The 18,176-nt window shown below is 67.0% G+C and carries 12 protein-coding genes; all 12 read right to left on the bottom strand.

Going from position 1 to position 18,176, the window contains the following annotated elements; translation table 11 throughout:
- Nucleotides 1–2,395 (bottom strand): tRNA (adenosine(37)-N6)-threonylcarbamoyltransferase complex transferase subunit TsaD (gene tsaD, locus H9X80_RS04240; protein ID WP_239471612.1); only part of this gene is annotated, 2,395 nt, incomplete at its 3' end.
- Between the two features lie 199 nt (nt 2,396–2,594).
- On the bottom strand, nt 2,595–3,476 hold the full coding sequence (locus H9X80_RS04235) for an alpha/beta hydrolase family protein (protein WP_204793096.1): 882 nt from the start codon (nt 3,474–3,476) through the stop codon (nt 2,595–2,597).
- Between the two features lie 428 nt (nt 3,477–3,904).
- Nucleotides 3,905–6,940: a glycoside hydrolase family 3 C-terminal domain-containing protein gene (locus tag H9X80_RS04230; RefSeq protein ID WP_204793095.1), complete on the bottom strand. Its 3,036-nt coding sequence runs from the start codon at nt 6,938–6,940 to the stop codon at nt 3,905–3,907.
- A 73-nt stretch (nt 6,941–7,013) separates the two neighbouring features.
- The gene (locus H9X80_RS04225; protein WP_204793094.1) at nt 7,014–10,841 is read right to left on the bottom strand and encodes a beta-glucosidase; all 3,828 of its coding nucleotides are present in this window, start codon (nt 10,839–10,841) and stop codon (nt 7,014–7,016) included.
- Nucleotides 10,842–11,370: 529 nt separating this feature from the next.
- Entirely contained in the window at nt 11,371–12,105 is a 735-nt protein-coding gene (locus H9X80_RS04220; protein ID WP_204793093.1) for a LytR/AlgR family response regulator transcription factor, read from the bottom strand.
- A gap of 57 nt (nt 12,106–12,162) precedes the next feature.
- Nucleotides 12,163–13,497 carry an ATP-binding protein gene (locus H9X80_RS04215; protein WP_204793092.1) on the bottom strand — a complete coding sequence of 445 codons (1,335 nt, stop codon included), beginning with the start codon at nt 13,495–13,497 and terminating at the stop codon, nt 12,163–12,165.
- 458 nt (nt 13,498–13,955) lie between these two features.
- Nucleotides 13,956–14,387, bottom strand: a complete 432-nt coding sequence (locus tag H9X80_RS04210) for a DUF3783 domain-containing protein (protein WP_204793091.1) — start codon at nt 14,385–14,387, stop codon at nt 13,956–13,958.
- 3 nt (nt 14,388–14,390) lie between these two features.
- Nucleotides 14,391–14,975 carry an NADH peroxidase gene (locus tag H9X80_RS04205; protein WP_204793090.1) on the bottom strand — a complete coding sequence of 195 codons (585 nt, stop codon included), beginning with the start codon at nt 14,973–14,975 and terminating at the stop codon, nt 14,391–14,393.
- A gap of 97 nt (nt 14,976–15,072) precedes the next feature.
- Complete coding sequence (locus H9X80_RS04200) at nt 15,073–15,474, bottom strand: Fur family transcriptional regulator (RefSeq protein ID WP_204793089.1); 402 nt, start codon at nt 15,472–15,474, stop codon at nt 15,073–15,075.
- 282 nt (nt 15,475–15,756) lie between these two features.
- Nucleotides 15,757–16,239, bottom strand: coding sequence for a tRNA (adenosine(37)-N6)-threonylcarbamoyltransferase complex ATPase subunit type 1 TsaE (gene tsaE, locus H9X80_RS04195; protein ID WP_204793088.1), 483 nt, complete (start codon nt 16,237–16,239; stop codon nt 15,757–15,759).
- On the bottom strand, nt 16,236–16,943 hold the full coding sequence (locus tag H9X80_RS04190; protein WP_204793087.1) for a uracil-DNA glycosylase: 708 nt from the start codon (nt 16,941–16,943) through the stop codon (nt 16,236–16,238). The genes tsaE and H9X80_RS04190 overlap by 4 nt, the downstream gene beginning before the upstream one ends.
- Before the next feature lie 49 nt (nt 16,944–16,992).
- Nucleotides 16,993–18,153 carry an alanine racemase gene (gene alr, locus H9X80_RS04185; protein WP_204793086.1) on the bottom strand — a complete coding sequence of 387 codons (1,161 nt, stop codon included), beginning with the start codon at nt 18,151–18,153 and terminating at the stop codon, nt 16,993–16,995.
- Between the last annotated feature and the right edge of the window lie 23 nt (nt 18,154–18,176).

The raw sequence follows: 18,176 nt of genomic DNA, 5'->3' as shown, positions 1-18,176 counted from the left end.
GGACGGGGGCGTTGGGGGTGGCCCAGGTGCCCAAGGCGGCGTTGGGGTCGGCGTCCAGCGTGAGGGGCGAGAAGGACCCGGCGTTGTAGCTCCGCAGGGCCGCGATGCCGATCATCGCCGCGTTGTCGCCGCAGGCGCGCATGGGCGGCACGGTCACGCGCACGCCGATCTTCTCGAAGGCGGCGCGGTACGCCGCGCGCAGACCGGGGTTGGCCGCCACGCCACCGCCGACGCAGAAGTCGGAGACGCCCGTCTCCTCCACCGCGCGCACGGCCTTTGCCACCTGCACGTCGATGACGGCGGCCTCGAAGCTCGCCGCCAGGTCGGGCAGGTTGATCGGCCGGCCGGCGCGGTTCTCGCCTTCGATGTAGGTGATGACGGCCGTCTTGAGGCCGGAGAGGCTGAAGCTGTAGTCCCCGCTGTGCATCATCGCGCGCGGGAAGTGGATGGCGCGCGGGTTGCCCTGGGCGGAGAGCTTGGAGATCACCGGGCCACCCGGGTAGCCCAGGCCCAGCGCCTTGGCCACCTTGTCGAAGGCCTCGCCCACCGCGTCGTCGATCGTGGCGCCGAGGATCTGGTAGTCGCCCCAGGCGCGCACGTGCACGAGCATCGTGTTGCCGCCGGAGACGAGGCTCGCCACGAAGGGCGGACGCAGGTCGGGCGTCTCGAAGAGGTTGGCCATGAGGTGGCCCTCCAGGTGGTGCACGGCAATGAGCGGCAGGTCGGCGGCCACGCAGAGCCCCTTGGCAAAGGCCACGCCCACCACGAGCGCGCCCACCAGGCCCGGCCCCGCCGTCACGCCCACCGCCGCCAGGTCCTGGGGCGCCAGCGTGTCTACGCCGAAGTGCTCGCCGGCGCGCGCGAGCGTCTCCTCGAAGACGCCGACAATGGCCTCGGTGTGCTTGCGGGAGGCGATCTCGGGAACCACGCCGCCAAAGCGGGCGTGGAAGTCGATCTGGGTGGCCACCACGCTCGCGCAGACCACGCCGTGGGAGTCCGTCACGGCCATGGCGGTCTCGTCGCAGGACGACTCGATGGAGAGGACCAGCGGGCCGGCGGCCGCGAGCGCGGCGCGGGCCTCATCGGAGCGCGACGCGGGCACGATGGGCCACGGGCGGATGGAGGGCGCGGGCTCCGGGTGGTCGTCGGAGCCGCCCACGGCGTCGGCGGCAAGCGGCAGCGCCACGCGCAGGATCAGCGCGTCGTGCGCGGGCTCGCCGGCAGAGGCCGGGTAGTAGCCGGGACGGCGCCCCTCCTCCGCAAGGCCGAGCGCGGCATAGAGGGCACGGGCCGGCTCGTTCTTCTCGTCAACCTCGAGGGACAGGCTGCTTGCGCCGAGCATCTGCGCGTCGTAGGCCACGCGGGCCGTGAGGCGCCGCGCGATGCCCTCGCGCCGGCGCTCCGCGTCCACGACGACCTCCTCCACCTCGAAGTCCGCCCCCGCGAGCACGCCGCCCGCAAAGCCGATGACGCGCCCCTGGTCGTGCGCGACCCACCAGCTGCGACCGGGCTGGGAGAGCTCCTCGTAGAACATCCGCTCCGTCCAGGGCGTGTGGGCCGAGCCCTCGTAGGCGGCGGCCTCGAGCGCCGCCACGGCGGCGGTATCGTTCAGGCTCATGGGGCGCAGCTGCAGGTGGATGCCCGCGAGCGCATCGTCCACGCCGGTGAGCTCCACCGTGGCGGGTGTCTTGAGGCCCAGACGCGTGCGCTCGGCCTCCTCGGCGTCCGAGAGGCGCGTGTAGGTGGGCAGCACAAGCGCCGGGTCCCCCGGCTGTGCGTCCGGCCCGGCAAAGGCCCCGGCCTCCACGGCGGCGCGCACCAGCGCCTCTCCCGTGGGGTACCACGTCTCCTCCGGCGAGAAGGACGTGAGGCCCGCCGCCTCAAAGCGGGCGCGGTACTTGGCGAGGCCGTTGCCCGTGAGCGTGAGCTCGGCGGCGTCGGGACGGGCGGCCCACGCCTCCACGCAGGCGTCCGCCTTGACGACGGTCTCGGCCGGGAAGGCGCGGTGCGCGCCGGCGTCGTCCAGCCGGTAGATGCCGGGGTAGACCTCGCCGCGCATGGCGTCGCCCGCCACGGCGAGCTGCCCGCGCACGCCGGCGTCCCACGCCGCCCACGCCATCGCGTCGAGCGCCGAGGCGCCAAAGAGCGGCCGTCCGAGCCCGCACGCGATGCCCTTGGCCGTGGCCACGCCGATGCGTACGCCCGTGAACGAGCCCGGGCCGCGGCCGGTGAGGACCGCGTCCACGTCCGCCATCGCAAGGCCCGCCTCCGCGAGCGCCTCCTGCGACGTGCTCACCAGCTCCACGTTGGCGCGACGGCGGCACAGGTGGTCGCGCGCGGCCAGCACCGTGACGGCGCCGTCCGCGCCCACGCGGCAGACGGCGCACGCCAGCATATCCGTGGACGTGTCGACGGCAAGGACGGTCTTCTCGGCGTTGTCGGCAGGGGCGGCGGGCACGGCGTCAACGGCGGACGCAGCCGACCCAAGGTTCTTCTCGCTCATGGCGGCCCTTCTCACACAAGATGCAACCTCACCAGTTTAGCCGGTTGGGCTACCGCTGGCACAGCGCGCCCCGGCCGCGGCGAGAAGAACCTCAGCGCACGGAGGCTCGCGCGGCGACGCCCTCGATGAAGTCCGCCACCTCGGCGCAGACGTCGTCGAGCTGCTCGTCGGTGAAGCCGTGGCCGGCCCCGGCGACCACGGTGAGCTGGGCGTCGCCGTAGACCTCGGCCGCGCGCTCGGAGTAGGAGAACAGCACCACGTCGTCGGCGTCACCGTGGTAGATGCGCACTGGCCCCTCGTAGGCGCCGATCAGGTCAAGCGGGTAGAGGTCCAGGATGTCGGCGTAGTAGCGGCGGCCGACCGTCGTCCCAAAGAGGCCCTCCGCGGTCTCGGGGACCTCCTCCTTGCTCGCAAAGCGCTCCCGCGCGTCGTCGGGGATGGAAAAGGCCGGGTAGATAAGCACGAGGCCCGCAACGTCTTCCGGGCGCCTCGCCGCCACGAGGGCCGAGACCATCCCGCCCTGGCTCTCCCCCATCAGAAAGAGGTTCTTCTCGCCAATAAGGCCCTGCTCACGAAGGCCGCCCATGACCGCCTCGAGGTCGGCCTCCTCCGTGAGGACGGACATGTCGAGGAAGTCGCCCTGGCTTGAGCTGCCGGGCGAGCCGCCACAGAAGTCGAACACGTAGCAGGCTATCCCCACCGCGGCAAGGCGCTGGGCGTCGCGGGCGGTGTCATGGTAGCTGCTGCAGAAGCCGTGCGAAATCACGACAAGCGGGGTCTCGCCCGCCTCGAAGCCGCGGGGCCTGAAGAGCTCCCCGTAGATGCGCATGCCGTTACGCTCAAAACAGAGCTCCTCGCGCCGATAGCCGAGGGCGCTCATCTGGTCCCCCGGCCCCGCGCAGCCCGGAAGCGCGGCGACAAGGACCGTCAGCGTCGCGGCGATCGCCGCTCTCCTTGAAACGCACCGTGGCATGTGAGCCTCCTTCGTTTGTGCGGGGCGGCACCTCTGGAGGCGACTCCCGATGCCGGCCCCCTACCCTTGCAACACACTCTGGCGAGAAGAACGTGACTTTGAGCGAGCCACGCCAACGCACCTCGTGCAAAGTCACGTTCTGGTAGTCCGTTCCGTGATTTTGAGCGAGTCGCCTTAGCGTATCTCGTCCAAAGTCACGCTTCCCGCCTCAAAAGCGTGACTTAAAGCGAGTCGGCACGGCACGACTCGCGCGAAGTCACGTTCTTCTCGCCAGAAGCGTGAGTTTGAGCGAGCTGGCGCTGCACGTCTCGTACAATGTCACACTTCACACCACCGAAGCGTGACTTCAAGCGAGACGAAAAGACGCGCGGGGCGCCGGTCCACCCGGACCGACGCCCCTCATGATACGAAGGGGCTGTCCCCTTGTCTCACCGGTGCTTGAGGACGCTGCGGGTGACGAGCGCGGCGATCACCACCAGGCCCACGGCGCCCACGGCGGTGGCGCCCCAGCGGATCTGGTCGGCCTTCTGCATGCCGCCCACGCCCGAGGAGTACGTGCTGCCCGGCATCGCGCCGTTCATGGAGTGCGTGTTGGCCATCACGTAGAGCAGGTGGTGCACCGCGTCGCGCGCGTAGCGGTACTGCGTGGCGTCGCTGGAGTCGAAGGACCAGGTGTTGGTGGGGTCACTGGCCGAGAGCTTGGAGTCGGCGCCGGACTCGATCATCTGGCCCGCGTTCATGAAGACGCCCGTATCCGCGTTGTCCGTGATGATCCAGCCGTCAAAGCCCCACTCGTTGCGGACGATGCCGGTGATGAGGTCGTAGTCGCCGCCGACCCACGTGGCGCCGATGCGGTTGAAGGCGGTCATGAGACCCTGGCACGCACGGATGGTGGTCGTGGCGTTCTCGTAGGTGCCGTCGCCCGCGTCGCGGACGTAGTTCACCTCCACGTCGCCGACCTTCATGCACATCTCGAACGGGCGCAGGTAGAGCTCACGGGCAGATTGCTCGTTAAGCCAGGTGGCCATCGAGAACTGGCCGTTTCGGTCGCCGCGGTGGTTCTCCTGGTCGTTGAAGGCAAAGTGCTTGATGAGGGTGTACACGCCCTTCTCGGCAGCGCCCTTGACCTCCTGCGAGGCCATCGCGCCGGAGAGGAAGCCGTCCTCGGAGAAGTACTCGCCGTTGCGGCCGGAGTAGGGGGTGCGGTGGATGTTCATGGCGGGCGCGTACCAGCCGGTGGCGCCGCCGTAGAGGCTCTCGTTGCCGATCATGAGGCCCAGCTGGTAGGCAAGCTCGACGTTCCAGGTCTGCCCCACCATCATCGGGTTGCAGAACGTCATGCCGATGCCGCCCCAGCTCCAGCCGGAGGTGGAGTCCGCGTCCGTGCCGGCGGGCTTGTCCACGGAGGCGATGTAGTCGGTGCCGTAGCCGGCCCTCCTGATGAGTGACTCGTAGTCCTCGGGAGTGAGCTGGTCGAGCAGGTCCTCCCACAGCGGGTCGTCGTAGGAGAGGCCGCGCATCTCGATGAGCGTGAGGCCGTTGTCGGCGCCGTAGGTGAGCTCGCCGTCCCAGGGCTGGACGTCCGGGTTGCCGGAGTCGGTGGAGTCGAGCTGGGCGATGAGCTCGTCGGAGGCCACCTTGCCGTAGGTGTAGCTCACGCCGTCGTCACCGTTGATCTCGTTGCCCCAGGTGGAGACCTGCGAGGTGGGCTCGCCGTCGTGCGTGGGGAAGGTACCGGTCCAGTCGGAGCGGGTAAGGTAGGCAAGGTCGCCCGCGGCGTCGTCAAGACGGTTGGTGACCTCCTCGCCCGTCAGCGTGTCCGTGGCGTAGGTGGTGGTGTCGACCTCGGTGTTGTCGGGCACGTAGGTGGCCACCAGCGCGGCGTTGCCGTCCACGGCCGCGCCCTTGGCGGCCAGCACGTTGTTAACGGCGTCGTGGGAGTTGCGGCCGGCGGTCACGTAGTAGGTGCCGGCGTCGAGGATCCACGTGCGGGCGCCCTGGTAGTCATAGGAGGCAAGCTGGGACTCGTCGAAGGTGACCTCGACGGTCTGGCTCTCGCCGGGCTCCAGCAGGCGCGTCTTGGCAAAGCCTACGAGCACCACCGAGGCCTTCTCCACGCCGTTCTCACGGTCGTAGTCGGTGTAGGGGCTCTGGGCGTAGAGCTCCACCACGTCCTTGCCGGCCACGTCCCCGGTGTTGGTGACGGTCACCGTGGCGGTGCACTCGTCGCCGTCCCAGGCGGTGGAGAAGCCCGACCAGTCGAAGGTGGTATAGCTGAGGCCATAGCCGAACGGATAGCACACCTCGGCGTCGTAGTCATAGTCACCGGCGTTGCCCTGTCCGAGCACCGCGTCCTCGTAGCGGGTCTCGTAGTAGCGGTACCCGACGTAGATGCCCTCCTCGTAGCTCACGTAGTTGTACTTGGTGAGGTTGCCCTCGTCGTCAAGGTACTGGTAGTCGCCGAAGTTCTGGGCGGCCGGGGACGCGCTCGCGTCGGCGGCAAAGGTGTCGGTCGTACGGCCCGAGGGGTTCACCGCACCCGTGAGCACGTTGGCAAGCGCGTTGATGCCGTAGCTGCCCAGAGACGGCACGAACAGCACGGACCTGATGTTGGGGAACTGCTCGAGCCAGTCGAGCTCCACCGCCGCGTTGCTCGTGATGAGCAGCACGGTGTTGTCGAAGTTGTCGTTCAGGTACTGCAGGATCTCCAGCTCGGTGGAGTCCGGCTCGATGTAGCTCCGCGCCTGGTCCTCGGGATTCGTCGCGTGGTTGTACATTGAGCGCGGCATGTCGCGGCCCTCGCCCGCCACGCGGCGGAGCACAAAGACGGGAGTTGTGCCCTCCATCGAGTCGAGCACGCCGGCGTCCTGCATCACGGAGAGCGGGCACTCGTTGATGGAGAAGTCCTCGTCGTCGCCGTAGCTGACCGAGCCCTGACCCATCACGTACTCGGACCCCTCACCGTTGGCGTAGAAGTCCACGAGCGTCTGGTTCACCTTGAGGCCGGCCGCCTCCATCGCGGGGGTCACCGCGTCGACGGTCTCCCCCTCGACGCCGAGCGTGGAGGCCAGGATGCCCTGTGAGCCCGCGCCGAGCAAGCGCGAGTTGCCGCCCACAAAGGAGAGCGTGGTGCCCTCGGCCAGCGGCAGCGAGCCGTCCCTGTTCTCGAGCATCACGATGCCCTCGCCTGCGATCTGCTCGTCAAGCGCGTGCTCCACCTCAGCGAGCTCCTCGCGGGAGGAGTAGTCAGCCTTGTTGTATTCCAGGTCCAGGCCCTCGGTGTTGACGCCCGAGTTGTCCCAGCCCTGCTCCACGCCCAGGTAGGAGTTGATCATCTGCGCGTAGCCGGGCAGGATGGCGTTGGCGGCCACGATGAGGGCCACGCACACCACGGCCAGGACGCCGCCGACGGCATAGCCGACGAAGCGTCCCTTCCCGCCCTTCTTCTTACTCTTGTCTGCCATGTGGTACTCCGTTCACAAGGGCCGGACCGGGCGAGAAGAACCTCTCGCCCCGGCCCGGCTGAAGATGGGTCTTTTAGAAGAAGTCAACGTAGAGCGGCTCGCCGGTCGGTGCAAGCTCAAATTCCGCCGACCCCTCCTCGACGTCGAGCGAATCGTAGCTCGTACCGTTCGCATCGTTATAGGCGCTCAGGAGGTCGTCAAGCGAGATGCGGTGGGTGAGCATGACGGGGAACGTGCCGTCACCATAGCCCTGGTTGGGCTGGTGCCAGTCGTAGACCAGGCCCTCCTGCTCGTAGACCATCTCGCCGTCGGACTCCTTGGCGGCAACCGCCTCGCCCTTCTCGTTCTTGATGACGAGCGTGCCCGCGCCGGAGCCGGAGCCCTCGACCTCCCAGGTTCCCGAGCAGGCAAAGCTGTGGAAGTTGCACAGCTTCACGGTGCCGTCGGCATAGAGTGCCATCGGGATACCCTCGGACTGGTGCTCGGAGTAGAAGTAGGCGTCCTTGGTCGTCGCCGTGCAGAGCGGGACAACGGTCCAAGTGGCTTCGGCGGCAACGTCCTCGTAGCCGGAGGGCACGTACTCCGCACCGGCCGCCACGACGCTTCCGCCAACCAACCAGCCGGCGAACGTCTTGCCCTCAAGCGTGAACGGGCACTCCGGTATCGTCACCGCAACGCCGTTGTGAATGTCCATGGCCGCCGGGGCGTCCCCGGTCGCAGCGTCGTCGCCCGCGGAGAAGGAGAGCTGGTATGTTGGCTGCTCGCCCGTATCGAAGCTCGTCCCCAGGGCGGAGTTGCAGGCGCTCACAAGGTCGTACTGGGCGATGCTGCCCGGCGCGACGGCGCCGCCCTCCAGCGTGAGCTCCCAGCTGATGAAGCCGTCGGAGACCGTCGGCGCGCTAACTGAGCAGCCGTCCTCCATCGTCATCGTGAGGCCGTCCTCGGTATAGTCCCAGGTCCCATGATAGGAGGTCTTGGGCAGCACGTCGAAGAAGCCCGCAGAGCGCGCCGCAACGAAGGTCTTGTCGCCATAGAAGGAGACAGGCGCGGAGACCTGGGTGTCGTCGGCCACAGAGACCGCAGTTGCGATGGGCAGATTGCCCGTGAAGACGTAGTCGCTCGTCAGCCCGTTGACCGCGAAGGAGTGCGCATAGTTGTACATGACGCGGTGCACGGCCTCGAAGAGCGCGTCCTGAACGACGGGGTCGTTCTTGTACTCGTCGCGCAGGAGAATCTCGTGGCAGTTCTTGCGGCCGGCGTTGTCGCTCGTGGTGCCCAGCCAGAGGTGTGTGCCGTTGAGCAGGCCGTCAGGGGAGTCCATCTGCGGAGCTTCGAACTGGTCGGTGATCGTGATGCCCTTGTAGCCGAGCTCGCCCTCGAGCCAGTCGACCAGGAACGCGCGGTTCTCGCCGGTCCAGTTGATGCCCAGGCGGTTGAAGCCGCTCATGACGCCGTTGGCTCCGCCCTCGACGATTGCCTTCTCAAACTGACGGAAGTAAATCTCACGCCACGCCTGCTCGTTACCCCAGGACGGAACGCCGTGACGGTACTCCTCCTGGTCGTTGCCGGCGCAGTGCTTGGTATAGACAAGGCAGCCCTTGTCAACGATCGCCTTCGTCTCCTCGGCGCAGGAGCGACCACCCAGGTAGGGGTCCTCGGAGTAGTACTCCCAGTTACGCCCGGAGTACGGTGCACGGTGGGTGTCGCAGCTCCAGCCGTAAAGCGAGACGTTCTTGTCCTCCACGGTGGAGGAGTGGAGCATGGTCTCACCGGTCAGCTTGCCGGCAAGCTCGTGAATTTCGGAACTGAAGGTGTTGGTGACGGTCTCCTTGGAGGTCATGATGAAGCCGCAGATTCCCGACGCGGTGAACACGGCGCCGAACCAGCCCGAAGAGCCGTTTCCGGCAGTTGTGCCAGGCTTGCCGAGGGAGGTGACGGGGGCCTCGGGCTCGTTGATGAAGTCCACCATGTCCTCGTAGCTCATCTGCGAGACGAACTTCTCCCAGTCCCCGTCGTCGTAGTCCTTGTCCTTCATGTCAACGAGCTTGAGGCTGCCCGAGGTGCCGAACTCGTGCGTGGGCACCGAGCTTGCATCGCCAGAGCCACCCTGGTAGGTAATCGGCTTGGCGAGGTCGGCGATGGCGTCGGTGTAGACGAGGCGGCTCGCCTCCTTGGGGAAGGTCCCCTCCCAGTCGGAGCGGGACAGCCATGTGATGGAGTTGTTCTCGCTCATGAGCGGGTTCTTGTTGGGGTCGACGTCATCGAAGAGGTTTGTGATCTCGACACCGGTCTGAGCGGAGACGGAGTAGGTGTCGGCATCGAAGTCGGGGCTGCTCCAGACCCAGACGAGGGAGTCGTCGCCATCTGCCGTCATACCATCGGCCGTGGTCTTGCCCTTGGCAGCAAGAACGTTGTTCACGGCGTCGTGCGCAGAGCCGGCAACGGTGAAGTAGTAGTCGCCGTCCTCGAGAACGTAGGTCTTGGCGGTGTTTGCGTCATAGGTGGCGAGCTCGTGCTTGGAGACGGTGATGGTAAGCGTCTCGGAGGCGCCGGGCTCGAGCTCCTGGGTCTTCTCGTAGCCCTTGAGCTCCACGGAGGCCTTCTCCACACCGTTCTCGCGATCGTAGTCGGTATAGGGGTTCTGCACAAAGACGAGCGCGGCGTGCCTGCCAGCAACCTGCCCGTCATTGGTGACGGTCACCGTGACAGTGAAGGCGTCGTCTCCCTCCTCCACGGCAAAGTCGGAGTACGAGAAGCTCGTGTAGCTGAGTCCGTAGCCAAACGGGTAGGCCACGTAGGAGGCATAGTCGAAGTCACCGGCGTTGCCCTGGCCGAGAACCTTGTCCTCGTAGCGGGTCTCGGGGTAACGATACCCAACATAGATTCCCTCGGCATAGACGTAGTCGTGACGCCAGTGGTTGCCATAGAACTGACCGGGCTGCCACTTGTCGGACTCGGCCTGAACCTCGGCAAGCTTCTCGTCAGAGACCTGGGAGAGGTCGGCGTCGATGCGACCGAAGTTTGCCATGACGGGGTTGGCCTGGTTGTCCTTATAGATGGTGTCGGCGAGGCGGCCGGAGGGGTTGGCGGCACCGCTCAGCACGTCGACGAAGGCGGGGCAGCCGTATGCGAGCGGGGAGCCGTAGCCGGTGGAGGTGATGTTGCCAAACCACAGCAGGGCGTCGATGGCGTCGGACCAGTCACCGTCCTCCCAGCTGATGGTGTTGGAGGTGGTCACGGCAACGATCATCTTGGAGAAGGTGCCGTCACGACGCAGCGCGGCCACCTCGTTGAGCATGTCCTTCTCCTCCTGGGAAAGCGCGAGGTAGTCGTGGTCGACGTACCACTGGGCGTCGCAGCCCTCGTGGTCGCGGCGGCCCAGAAAGACGATGGCAACCCCGGAGGCAGAGTCGAGAATGCCAGATGCCTCGACGTCAGCCCAGGGGTTCTCGTTGACCTGCCAGCTGTTGGAGTACGTGGAGCCGTTCGTATAGAACTCCCAGGACGCGTCATCGAAATCGAAGCCGGCATCCTTGGCCGCGGCGTCAAAGCCGGTCATCATGGACGGGCCCGCGTTGCCAAACGCCATAATCTTGCCGTCGGCCGGGGAAATCGGCAGCGCGGAGCCCTCGTTCCTAAGCAGGACAGTGCCCTCAGCGACGATGCGAGAACCAAGCGCCATACCATCGTCCACGAGCTTCTGCTCGCCCTCAGCGGTGTAGTCGTACTCACTTTCGTAATAGAGGTTGTCGGTTACGGCAGCCGGCGCCACAGACTCGCCCGAGGTCGCCTCGCCCTGCTCGCTGCCAGGTGTGCAACCCGCAAGCCCCGCCATCACGGCAGCGGCCGCGGTGCCCAGCACGAAGCCCCTGCGCGTGACACCGCTCTTCATCCTTCTCATGGTTCCCTTCCCTTCTATACCGCCCGCCCTGCGGGCGCTCCCACCTGCCCTTTGTTGGCAGGATCTACCGCGTCCCCTTCAAGGGGCCAATCACGAGGACCGGCCCGGGGAAGGGGGAGGAGAAGCGCCGAGGCGCCCCGTACCTACGATAGGAAGCTGAAGGCCCGCCAAATTCCCCAAACGCCAACCCACCCGTTCGCGCGCACCACGGGTGCGGCATGTCACCAACCGCGCTTTTCTCGTCACGAACTGCAGATTTCGACTCACCGCGAGCGGCAACACATTGCCGGTGAGCGGCAAACACCTTTTGGCAGGCGAGGCGTTGCGACTTGTTGTCATATGCCCCGCCGCAGGGTACGTACACTCCCCAGCGTTCTTCTCGCCATGTTGCCCGACGTTTTCCCAGGTAGACAAGCTGGCGAGAAGAACATCAATGATGCAATAGTGTACGCACCCGAATTCGGCCGGATGTCAGGCGTACGTACCTGGGAGCCGCATCCGGCGCAGACGGGACGCGTCAGGCGGCACCTTAGAGCATGATTGCGTTCTTGTTGCTGAGGTAGTCCATGTAGGCGCGCCGTGCCTCGGCGACCTTTGAGCGGCCGATGGGCACGAGGTCCTTTCCCACAACGAAGCCCTGGGGCGTGAGCTGGCGCACGTGGGCAAAGTTGACGAGGAATCCCTTGTGCACGCGGAAGAACCCGTACGGCGCAAGCCTCTCCCCCATCTCGTCGAGGGTCGTGAGAACCTCCTCGGTCCGGCCGTTCACCAGGTGGACGATCTTCTCGCGCCGGTGCGCCTCCACGTAGGCGATCTCGTCGATGTCGAAGGTACCCATGGCATGCGCCATCTTGAGCGTAATCGTCCGGTTGGTGCCCTGCTTGCGGCGCTCGCGCACGAAGGTCTCGATGGCCTCGGCCATGTCAGCGTTGAAGTGGCTCTTGCGCACAAAGCCGAGCGGCCGCAGGGAGAGCGACTCGAAGACGCGCTCCTCGCTGTTCGAGACATAGATGATGTCAGTGCCAAAGCCGATCTCGCGCAGGGCTCGGCCAAACTGGATGCCGTCCACACCGGGCATCTCGATGTCAAGGAGCACGAGGTCAAAGCCCACGGAGTCCATGCGCTTGGCCAGGTCCTCAAGCGCGGTGTAGACCTCGATCTCGGCCTGCACGCCGCGGTGCGCAAGCTCGCGCTCGGCAGCGGTGGCGATGGCGTCCGCGGCGAAGCGCTCGTCGTCACAGACGGCAACGTGGTACTGAAGCATTTCCCGTCCCTCCCCGATGGGGCCCTCCCCGGCCCCGCGAACGGCGCAAAGCGGCTGTCACCTGGCGTCGTTCGGCAGTGCAAGCATCACCCTAGCCACAAACTCACCGTCTGCGTAGGAGAAGTCGGCAGCCCCATCGTACTTCTCGGCGACGGTCCGGATGATCGAGGTGCCAAAGCCGTGCCGCTCCCGGCTGCTCTTGGTGGTCACCAGGCCCCCGCGCCCGTCGAAGGTGGGCGCCTGGGCCGATGGGTTGGAGACGGTCACCACGAGCGCGCCCTGGTCGGCGACGATGCCCAGCCGCACGCACTTCTCGTCCGTGGCCGAGCACGCCTCGATGGCGTTGTCCAGCAGGTTCATCAGCAGGCTGCAGAGGTCGATTTCCTCATAGGGCAGCTCGCCCGGCACCGCGATGCGCGAGCTGATCTCCACGCCCGCCGCACGCGCCTTGGAGACCTCGAGGTTCACGATGTCGTCCACGAGCTCGTTGCCCGAGCTCACCCAGGAGAACGTGGGGTTGGCGCGCATGGACATCTCGCCGAAGAACTTCTCGGCACGGTCGTACTCCTTCTGCTCGAGCAGCATGCGGATGTAGGCGTACTGGTTCTTGACCTCGTGGCGCAGCTGGCGCAGGCTCTCCCCGCTCTCGCGGTAGGCCATCAGCGCCTCGTGACGGCCCTCCATGAGGTGGCGCTCCGCCTGGAGGCGTTCCTTCTCGTGGACGAGCGACGCCAGGTGCAGCTCGGCCCAGTAGACCACGAGCTGGGCGATCTGCCCGTTGAGGCAGGAGAGCAGGCTCTCAAGCGCGCTCGACGAGTACGGGACGAGCCCGAAGTCCGAGCGCAGGTAGAGGATCGCGCGCTCCGCCAGGCCCGAGACGCACACGATGAGCACGGGCACCACGAAGGCCAGCGAGACGCCCTCCTCGTCGAGGGTGGTGCTCCGCTCCAGCAGGACGAGCGTGCCGCGCAGCAGGAGCATGTAGGCAAGCGAGGTCACCGAGGCGAGCCAGATGCCGCCGTTGAGGCTTGCGTTAACGATGTCCGCCACGGAGAGCGAGTAGAGCCAGGCGCACATCACAAGCCCCATGCGCACGAGCTGCGCGGGAAGCCGGCGGTCACAGAACAGCGCCCCACACGCGAGCGCGGGCAGGATGGTCCACGTGATGGAATTGGGGAAGATGACGTCACTTAGGGTACCAAGCATCCACACGATGGGCAGCGCCAGGGCAAAGCGCAGCGGCAGCAGCCACAGCAGTCGCCGGCCCGCGCCATGGAATCGCGTGAGGAGAAGAACGAGCGAGAGCGCCCAGGCGATGTTGTAAGGCGAGCCGACGCTTCGGACGAAGGTCGCCGCAAAGTGCGCCGCGAACCCCTGCAGCAGCTCGACCATGACGCCCCTCCCCTCGGTAGATTTCAGGCGAGTTTAAGTGTACCCACCGGCGTCGGCCGCACGGGGGAACGAGGGAACGGGAGCGCACCACCCGCGCGGCTTGCGTCACAAGCGAGGGCAACGGGCGACGCGGCGAGACACACGACGTGCGGACACCTCACCCGACGTCACGTTCTTCTCGCCAGAAGCGTGACAATCAGCGAGCCGCCAGCTGGCAACTCGCGCGAAGTCACGCTTCCTGCCCCAAAGCGTGACTTGAAGCGAGTCGATACAGTGCACCTCGTCCGAAGTCACGTTCTAGCAGCCTGTTCCGTGACTTTGAGCGAGTCGGCGCTGCACGTCTCGTCAAAAGTCACACTTCGCGACTCCAAAGCGTGACTTCAAGCGAGCCGACAAGATACAGCTCGTCCAAAGTCACGTTCTTCTCACCAGAAGCGTGACAATCAGCGAGTCGGCGCCTATGTGTTGGCGTCGTGCTCGGCGGCAACGGCGCTCATGAGCCGCACGAGCGGCCAGGCGCGGTTGAGCTTGGTGAGCATGGCCTTGTGCCCCACCACGCACCCGGCCTCGCGCGAGCGGGCGAGAAACTCGTCCACCTGCACACTCGTCAGACCGCAGAGCAGCACGAACTCCGCGCATGGCGGCTCCGGGCCCGCGTAGGGCACCGGCGTCGGGCGAAAGCCCACGAGCCGCGCGAACGCGCCGGCAGGGTCCCCCAGCCGCTCGTAGGTCGCCGTCCGGGCCACCACGCCCATCTCGCGCAGGACCGCGCGCACCGCCGCGCCCTTCTCGCCAGAGGGGTCAAGCCCCCAGAGCACCGCGCACGGCACGGGCCCCGAGGGCTTGACCTTCTTGGCGTGGGCAGCCTTCTTCTTAGGCTTGCCGGCCATGTCTTAGCCGAAGTAGCGCTCGAGCAGGCCCTTGAGAGCCTTGCCGTGGCGGGCCTCGTCACGAGCCATCTCGTGGACGGTGTCGTGGATGGCGTCGAGACCGTTCTTCTTGGCGCAGGCGGCGAGCTCCGTCTTGCCGGCGGTGGCGCCGAACTCGCAATCGACGCGCCAGGCGAGGTTGGCCTTGGTGGAGGCCTTCATGTTGGGCTCGAGCTCCTCGCCGAGCAGCTCGGCGAACTTGGAGGCGTGCTCGGCCTCCTCGTAGGCGGCCTTCTCCCAGTACAGGCCGATCTCCGGGTAGCCCTCGCGGTGGGCGATGCGGGCCATGCAGAGGTACATGCCGACCTCGGAGCACTCGCCGGTGAAGTTGGCCTTGAGCTGCTCGAGGATGTAGGCCTTGTCCTCGTCGGAGATGTCGGGGTTGTCCTTGACGGTCTTGGCGTAGATGCCGTACTCGTGCTCGGCGGCGAGCTTCAGCTCACCCTCGACCTTCTCGAACTGGCTGGCGGGAGCCTTGCAGACCGGGCACTCCGCCGGCGGCTCCTCGCCCTCGTAGATGTAACCGCAGACCTTGCAGACCCACTTCATGGTGTTCTCCTCTCGTCGTTTGTGGGGCGAGGCCCCCTCGGCCTCTCCGCCCTCTCCTATGCACGCGGCCACGGGCACACCCGCAGCCGTTGATGCCCTACGCGACCTCCCCCGAGGCCGCCTGCCGGCACGCCGGGCAGATGCCGTCGAACTGCAGCGTGTGACCGCAAATCTCATAGCCCGTCGCCTCCGCGGCAGCCTCGTTCACGCCCCTGACCTGGGGGATCATGACGTCGTCCACCCGCCCGCAGCTCACGCAGCGCACGTGGTAGTGGTCGAACGTCTGGTGGTCGAAGCGGTCCGCGCCGTTGTTGATGCGCACGCGCAGGACCTTCCCCTCGTCCGAGAGCCGGTTGAGCGTCCGAAAGACCGTGGCCCGGCTGATGGACGGGTGCTCGGCGTGAACGGCCTCGAAGACCTCGTCGGCGGTGGGGTGGTTGGCCAGCTGGCGCAGCTCGTCCTCAATGATGGCGCGCTGGATGGTGTTTCTCGTGGCCATGTCCCCTCCCTTCGACTGAGTACAGTATACCTTATTGAGATTAGATTGCAATTGAGAATCTATATTAGTTTTGGTGTGGCGAGACGGGCGGCCGCCCGTTAGGAATCAGGGCTCGTTAGTGCGAAACCCTCTCGTCTGGTTAGGATTCCAGGGATGTTAGGGCCCCGAAAACCAAACTCCCCGGGATTCCTAACGCTCCACGTAGCCGAGAGGGACGGCGAGAAGGAACGGCGAGAAGAACATCAACCAGAAACCCGGCGAGAAGAACCTCGCGCCGCACCCCTACGCCAGCGCGGCGAGCAGCTCCTCCCCGCGCGCGTCGTGCGCGACGAGACGAACCTCGCGCGGGGGCTCCTCGCCCGCCGCGGCGGCGTCCTCAAGGCGTGTCACGAACACGTCCACGCGGGCGTCGCCGATCTCGTCGGCGAACTGCTCGCCCCACTCGATGGCGCAGACGCCGTCGGCGCCGAGCACGTCGAAGATGCCCGTGTCCTCGAGCTGGTCCGCCGAGTCAAGGCGGTAGAGGTCGAAGTGGTAGAGGGGCATCTCCGCGCCCTCGTAGACCATCTCGATGGTGAAGGTGGGGCTCGTCACGTCGGCATCCACGCCCAGGCCCGCGGCGATCCCCTTGGTGAGCTGGGTCTTCCCGGCCCCGAGGTCGCCCGTCAGCACCAGGACGTCGCCCGCCCTCAGGGCCCGCCCGACCTTCTCGCCAAGGGCGATGGTCTCCTCGCGCGAGCCGGTCACAAAGCGTCTCTCGCTCACTGGGCACCTCCCGCGGGCGTAGCGGGCGCGGCCGAAGCACCCGGGGCACCCGGCACGCCTGGCGCCGCCTGCCCGGCCTGCGCGCTCGGCGCCGCCTCGCCCTCTGCCGGGTGCTCTGCGAGCCACGCGCCCACCATCCGCAGGTCGGCCTCGAGCATCGGCTGCCAGTCGGAGTGGTAGATGCAGGCGGCCGGGTGGAACGTCGGGCACACCACGAAGTGGCCGGTCTGGTAGAGCTGCCCGCGCAGCGACGTCACGCCCGCGCTCGTGCGCAGCACGAACTGAGACGCAAAGTTGCCCAGGCAGACGATGACGTCCGGCCAGATGCTGCGAATCTGCTCGCGCAGGAACGGCGAGCAGGCCTCGATCTCGTCCGGCCTGGGGTTGCGGTTTCCGGGCGGGCGGCACTTGATGACGTTGGCGATGTAGATCTCCTCGCGCGTGAGGCCGGCGCAGGAGAGCAGCGAGTCGAGCTTCTTGCCCGCCGCGCCCACGAAGGGCTCGCCCTGGAGGTCCTCGTTGCGGCCGGGGCCCTCGCCGATGAACATCACGCGGGCGCGCGGGTTGCCCACGCCAAACACCAGGTTGGTGCGCGTGGCCCCCAGCGGGCAGAGCTGGCAGTTGCCCATGAGGTCGCGGATCTCCTGCAGCGTGACCTCGCGCGGCCGCTGGTGCTCGTGGCCAGGAATGTGCATGACGGACATGAGGTCGAGCCCCCTTCTCTGCGCGGCGCTGCCCCGTTTGCCGGTACCGCTAGGTGTAGATCTTCTCAAGGCGCATCCCGAAGTCGCAGACAATCTCGTAGTTGATGGTGCCACGGAGCTGGGCCATCTCCTCGGCCGTGATGCGCTCGTTGCCGTCCGTGCCGATGACCGTGACCACGTCGCCATACTCCACCGGACGGGACGGCCGGTACGCGCGGGCGCTGTTGACGTCCACCGCGAACATGAACTGGTCCATGCAGATGTTGCCCACCTGCCGACAGCGGCAGCCGTCCACGATCACGTCCATCTGGTTTGAGAGCTCGCGAGAAAGGCCGTCCGCATAGCCGATGGGCACAGTTGCCACCTGGATGTTCTGCTTGGGCACGCGCCACGTGAAGCCATAGCCCACGCCGTCGCCGACGCTGGGGTAGATCACGCGTGTCACGCGGCCGCGCACGCTCATGACCGGCTCGAGCTCAATGCGCACGCGCGTGGTGTCAGCCGGGTGAAGGCCGTAGAGGCCGATGCCCACGCGGCACATGTCGAAGTGGCACTCCGGGTGCAGCACGGTCCCGGGCGTGTTGTCGCAGTGCACGAGGCCCGTCTCAAGCCCCGCCCCCTTAAGGGCCGCCACCGCCTCGCGGAAGCGGTTGAGCTGGAGGGCAAAGTCCCAGTCGTCAGGGACGTCGGCGGTGGCGAAGTGCGTGAAGGTGCCAGCGCACTCCAGTCCGCGGTGAAAGTCGATGGTGCGGCGCAGCTCCACCACGTCCTGGCGGCGCACGCCAATGCGCGTCATGCCGGTGTCGATGGCCAGGTGATAGCGCGCCACGCGGTTCTCGGCGGCCGCCGCCTCGCCCAGGGCCAGCGCGAAGTCGGCCGTGTAGACCGAGGGCATGAGGTCATGCTGCACGAGGGTGCGCACGCAGTCCACTGGGGGCTCGGAGAGCACCAGGATGGGCCACTCGATGCCCGCCTCGCGCAGCGCCACGCCCTCGTCCACGGTGGCGACGGCAAACTGGCTCGCGCCGGCGGAGTGCATGGTCTTCACGCAGGGCACCGCCCCGTGGCCGTAGGCGTCCGCCTTGACCACGCACATGAGCTGAGTCCCCCGGGTGAGCTGCCGCCGGAACGCCGTGGTGTTGCGACGCAGCGCGGCGAGGTTCACCTCGACCCACGCCCACCTGTTGGCGGGGCTCACGACCTTGTCCACAGCTGACCTCCCCTGACGCCCAC

It is taken from the genome of Olsenella profusa (genome assembly GCF_016900315.1).
In the GTDB taxonomy this organism is placed as follows: Bacteria; Actinomycetota; Coriobacteriia; order Coriobacteriales; family Atopobiaceae; genus Thermophilibacter; species Thermophilibacter profusus_A.
Note: the sequence above shows the minus strand (reverse complement) of the source record. Positions and strands in the feature narration are given on the sequence as shown.

Bases quoted from the DNA above. Each gene is read 5' to 3' on its own strand.
- H9X80_RS04190 (WP_204793087.1), bottom strand. From the start codon at position 16,943: ATGTCCGTCATGCACATTCCTGGCCACGAGCACCAGCGGCCGCGCGAG.
- H9X80_RS04225 (WP_204793094.1), bottom strand. From the start codon at position 10,841: ATGAGAAGGATGAAGAGCGGTGTCACGCGCAGGGGCTTCGTGCTGGGC.
- H9X80_RS04205 (WP_204793090.1), bottom strand. From the start codon at position 14,975: ATGAAGTGGGTCTGCAAGGTCTGCGGTTACATCTACGAGGGCGAGGAG.
- H9X80_RS04230 (WP_204793095.1), bottom strand. From the start codon at position 6,940: ATGGCAGACAAGAGTAAGAAGAAGGGCGGGAAGGGACGCTTCGTCGGC.
- H9X80_RS04235 (WP_204793096.1), bottom strand. From the start codon at position 3,476: ATGCCACGGTGCGTTTCAAGGAGAGCGGCGATCGCCGCGACGCTGACG.
- H9X80_RS04220 (WP_204793093.1), bottom strand. From the start codon at position 12,105: ATGCTTCAGTACCACGTTGCCGTCTGTGACGACGAGCGCTTCGCCGCG.
- H9X80_RS04200 (WP_204793089.1), bottom strand. From the start codon at position 15,474: ATGGCCACGAGAAACACCATCCAGCGCGCCATCATTGAGGACGAGCTG.
- H9X80_RS04210 (WP_204793091.1), bottom strand. From the start codon at position 14,387: ATGGCCGGCAAGCCTAAGAAGAAGGCTGCCCACGCCAAGAAGGTCAAG.
- H9X80_RS04215 (WP_204793092.1), bottom strand. From the start codon at position 13,497: ATGGTCGAGCTGCTGCAGGGGTTCGCGGCGCACTTTGCGGCGACCTTC.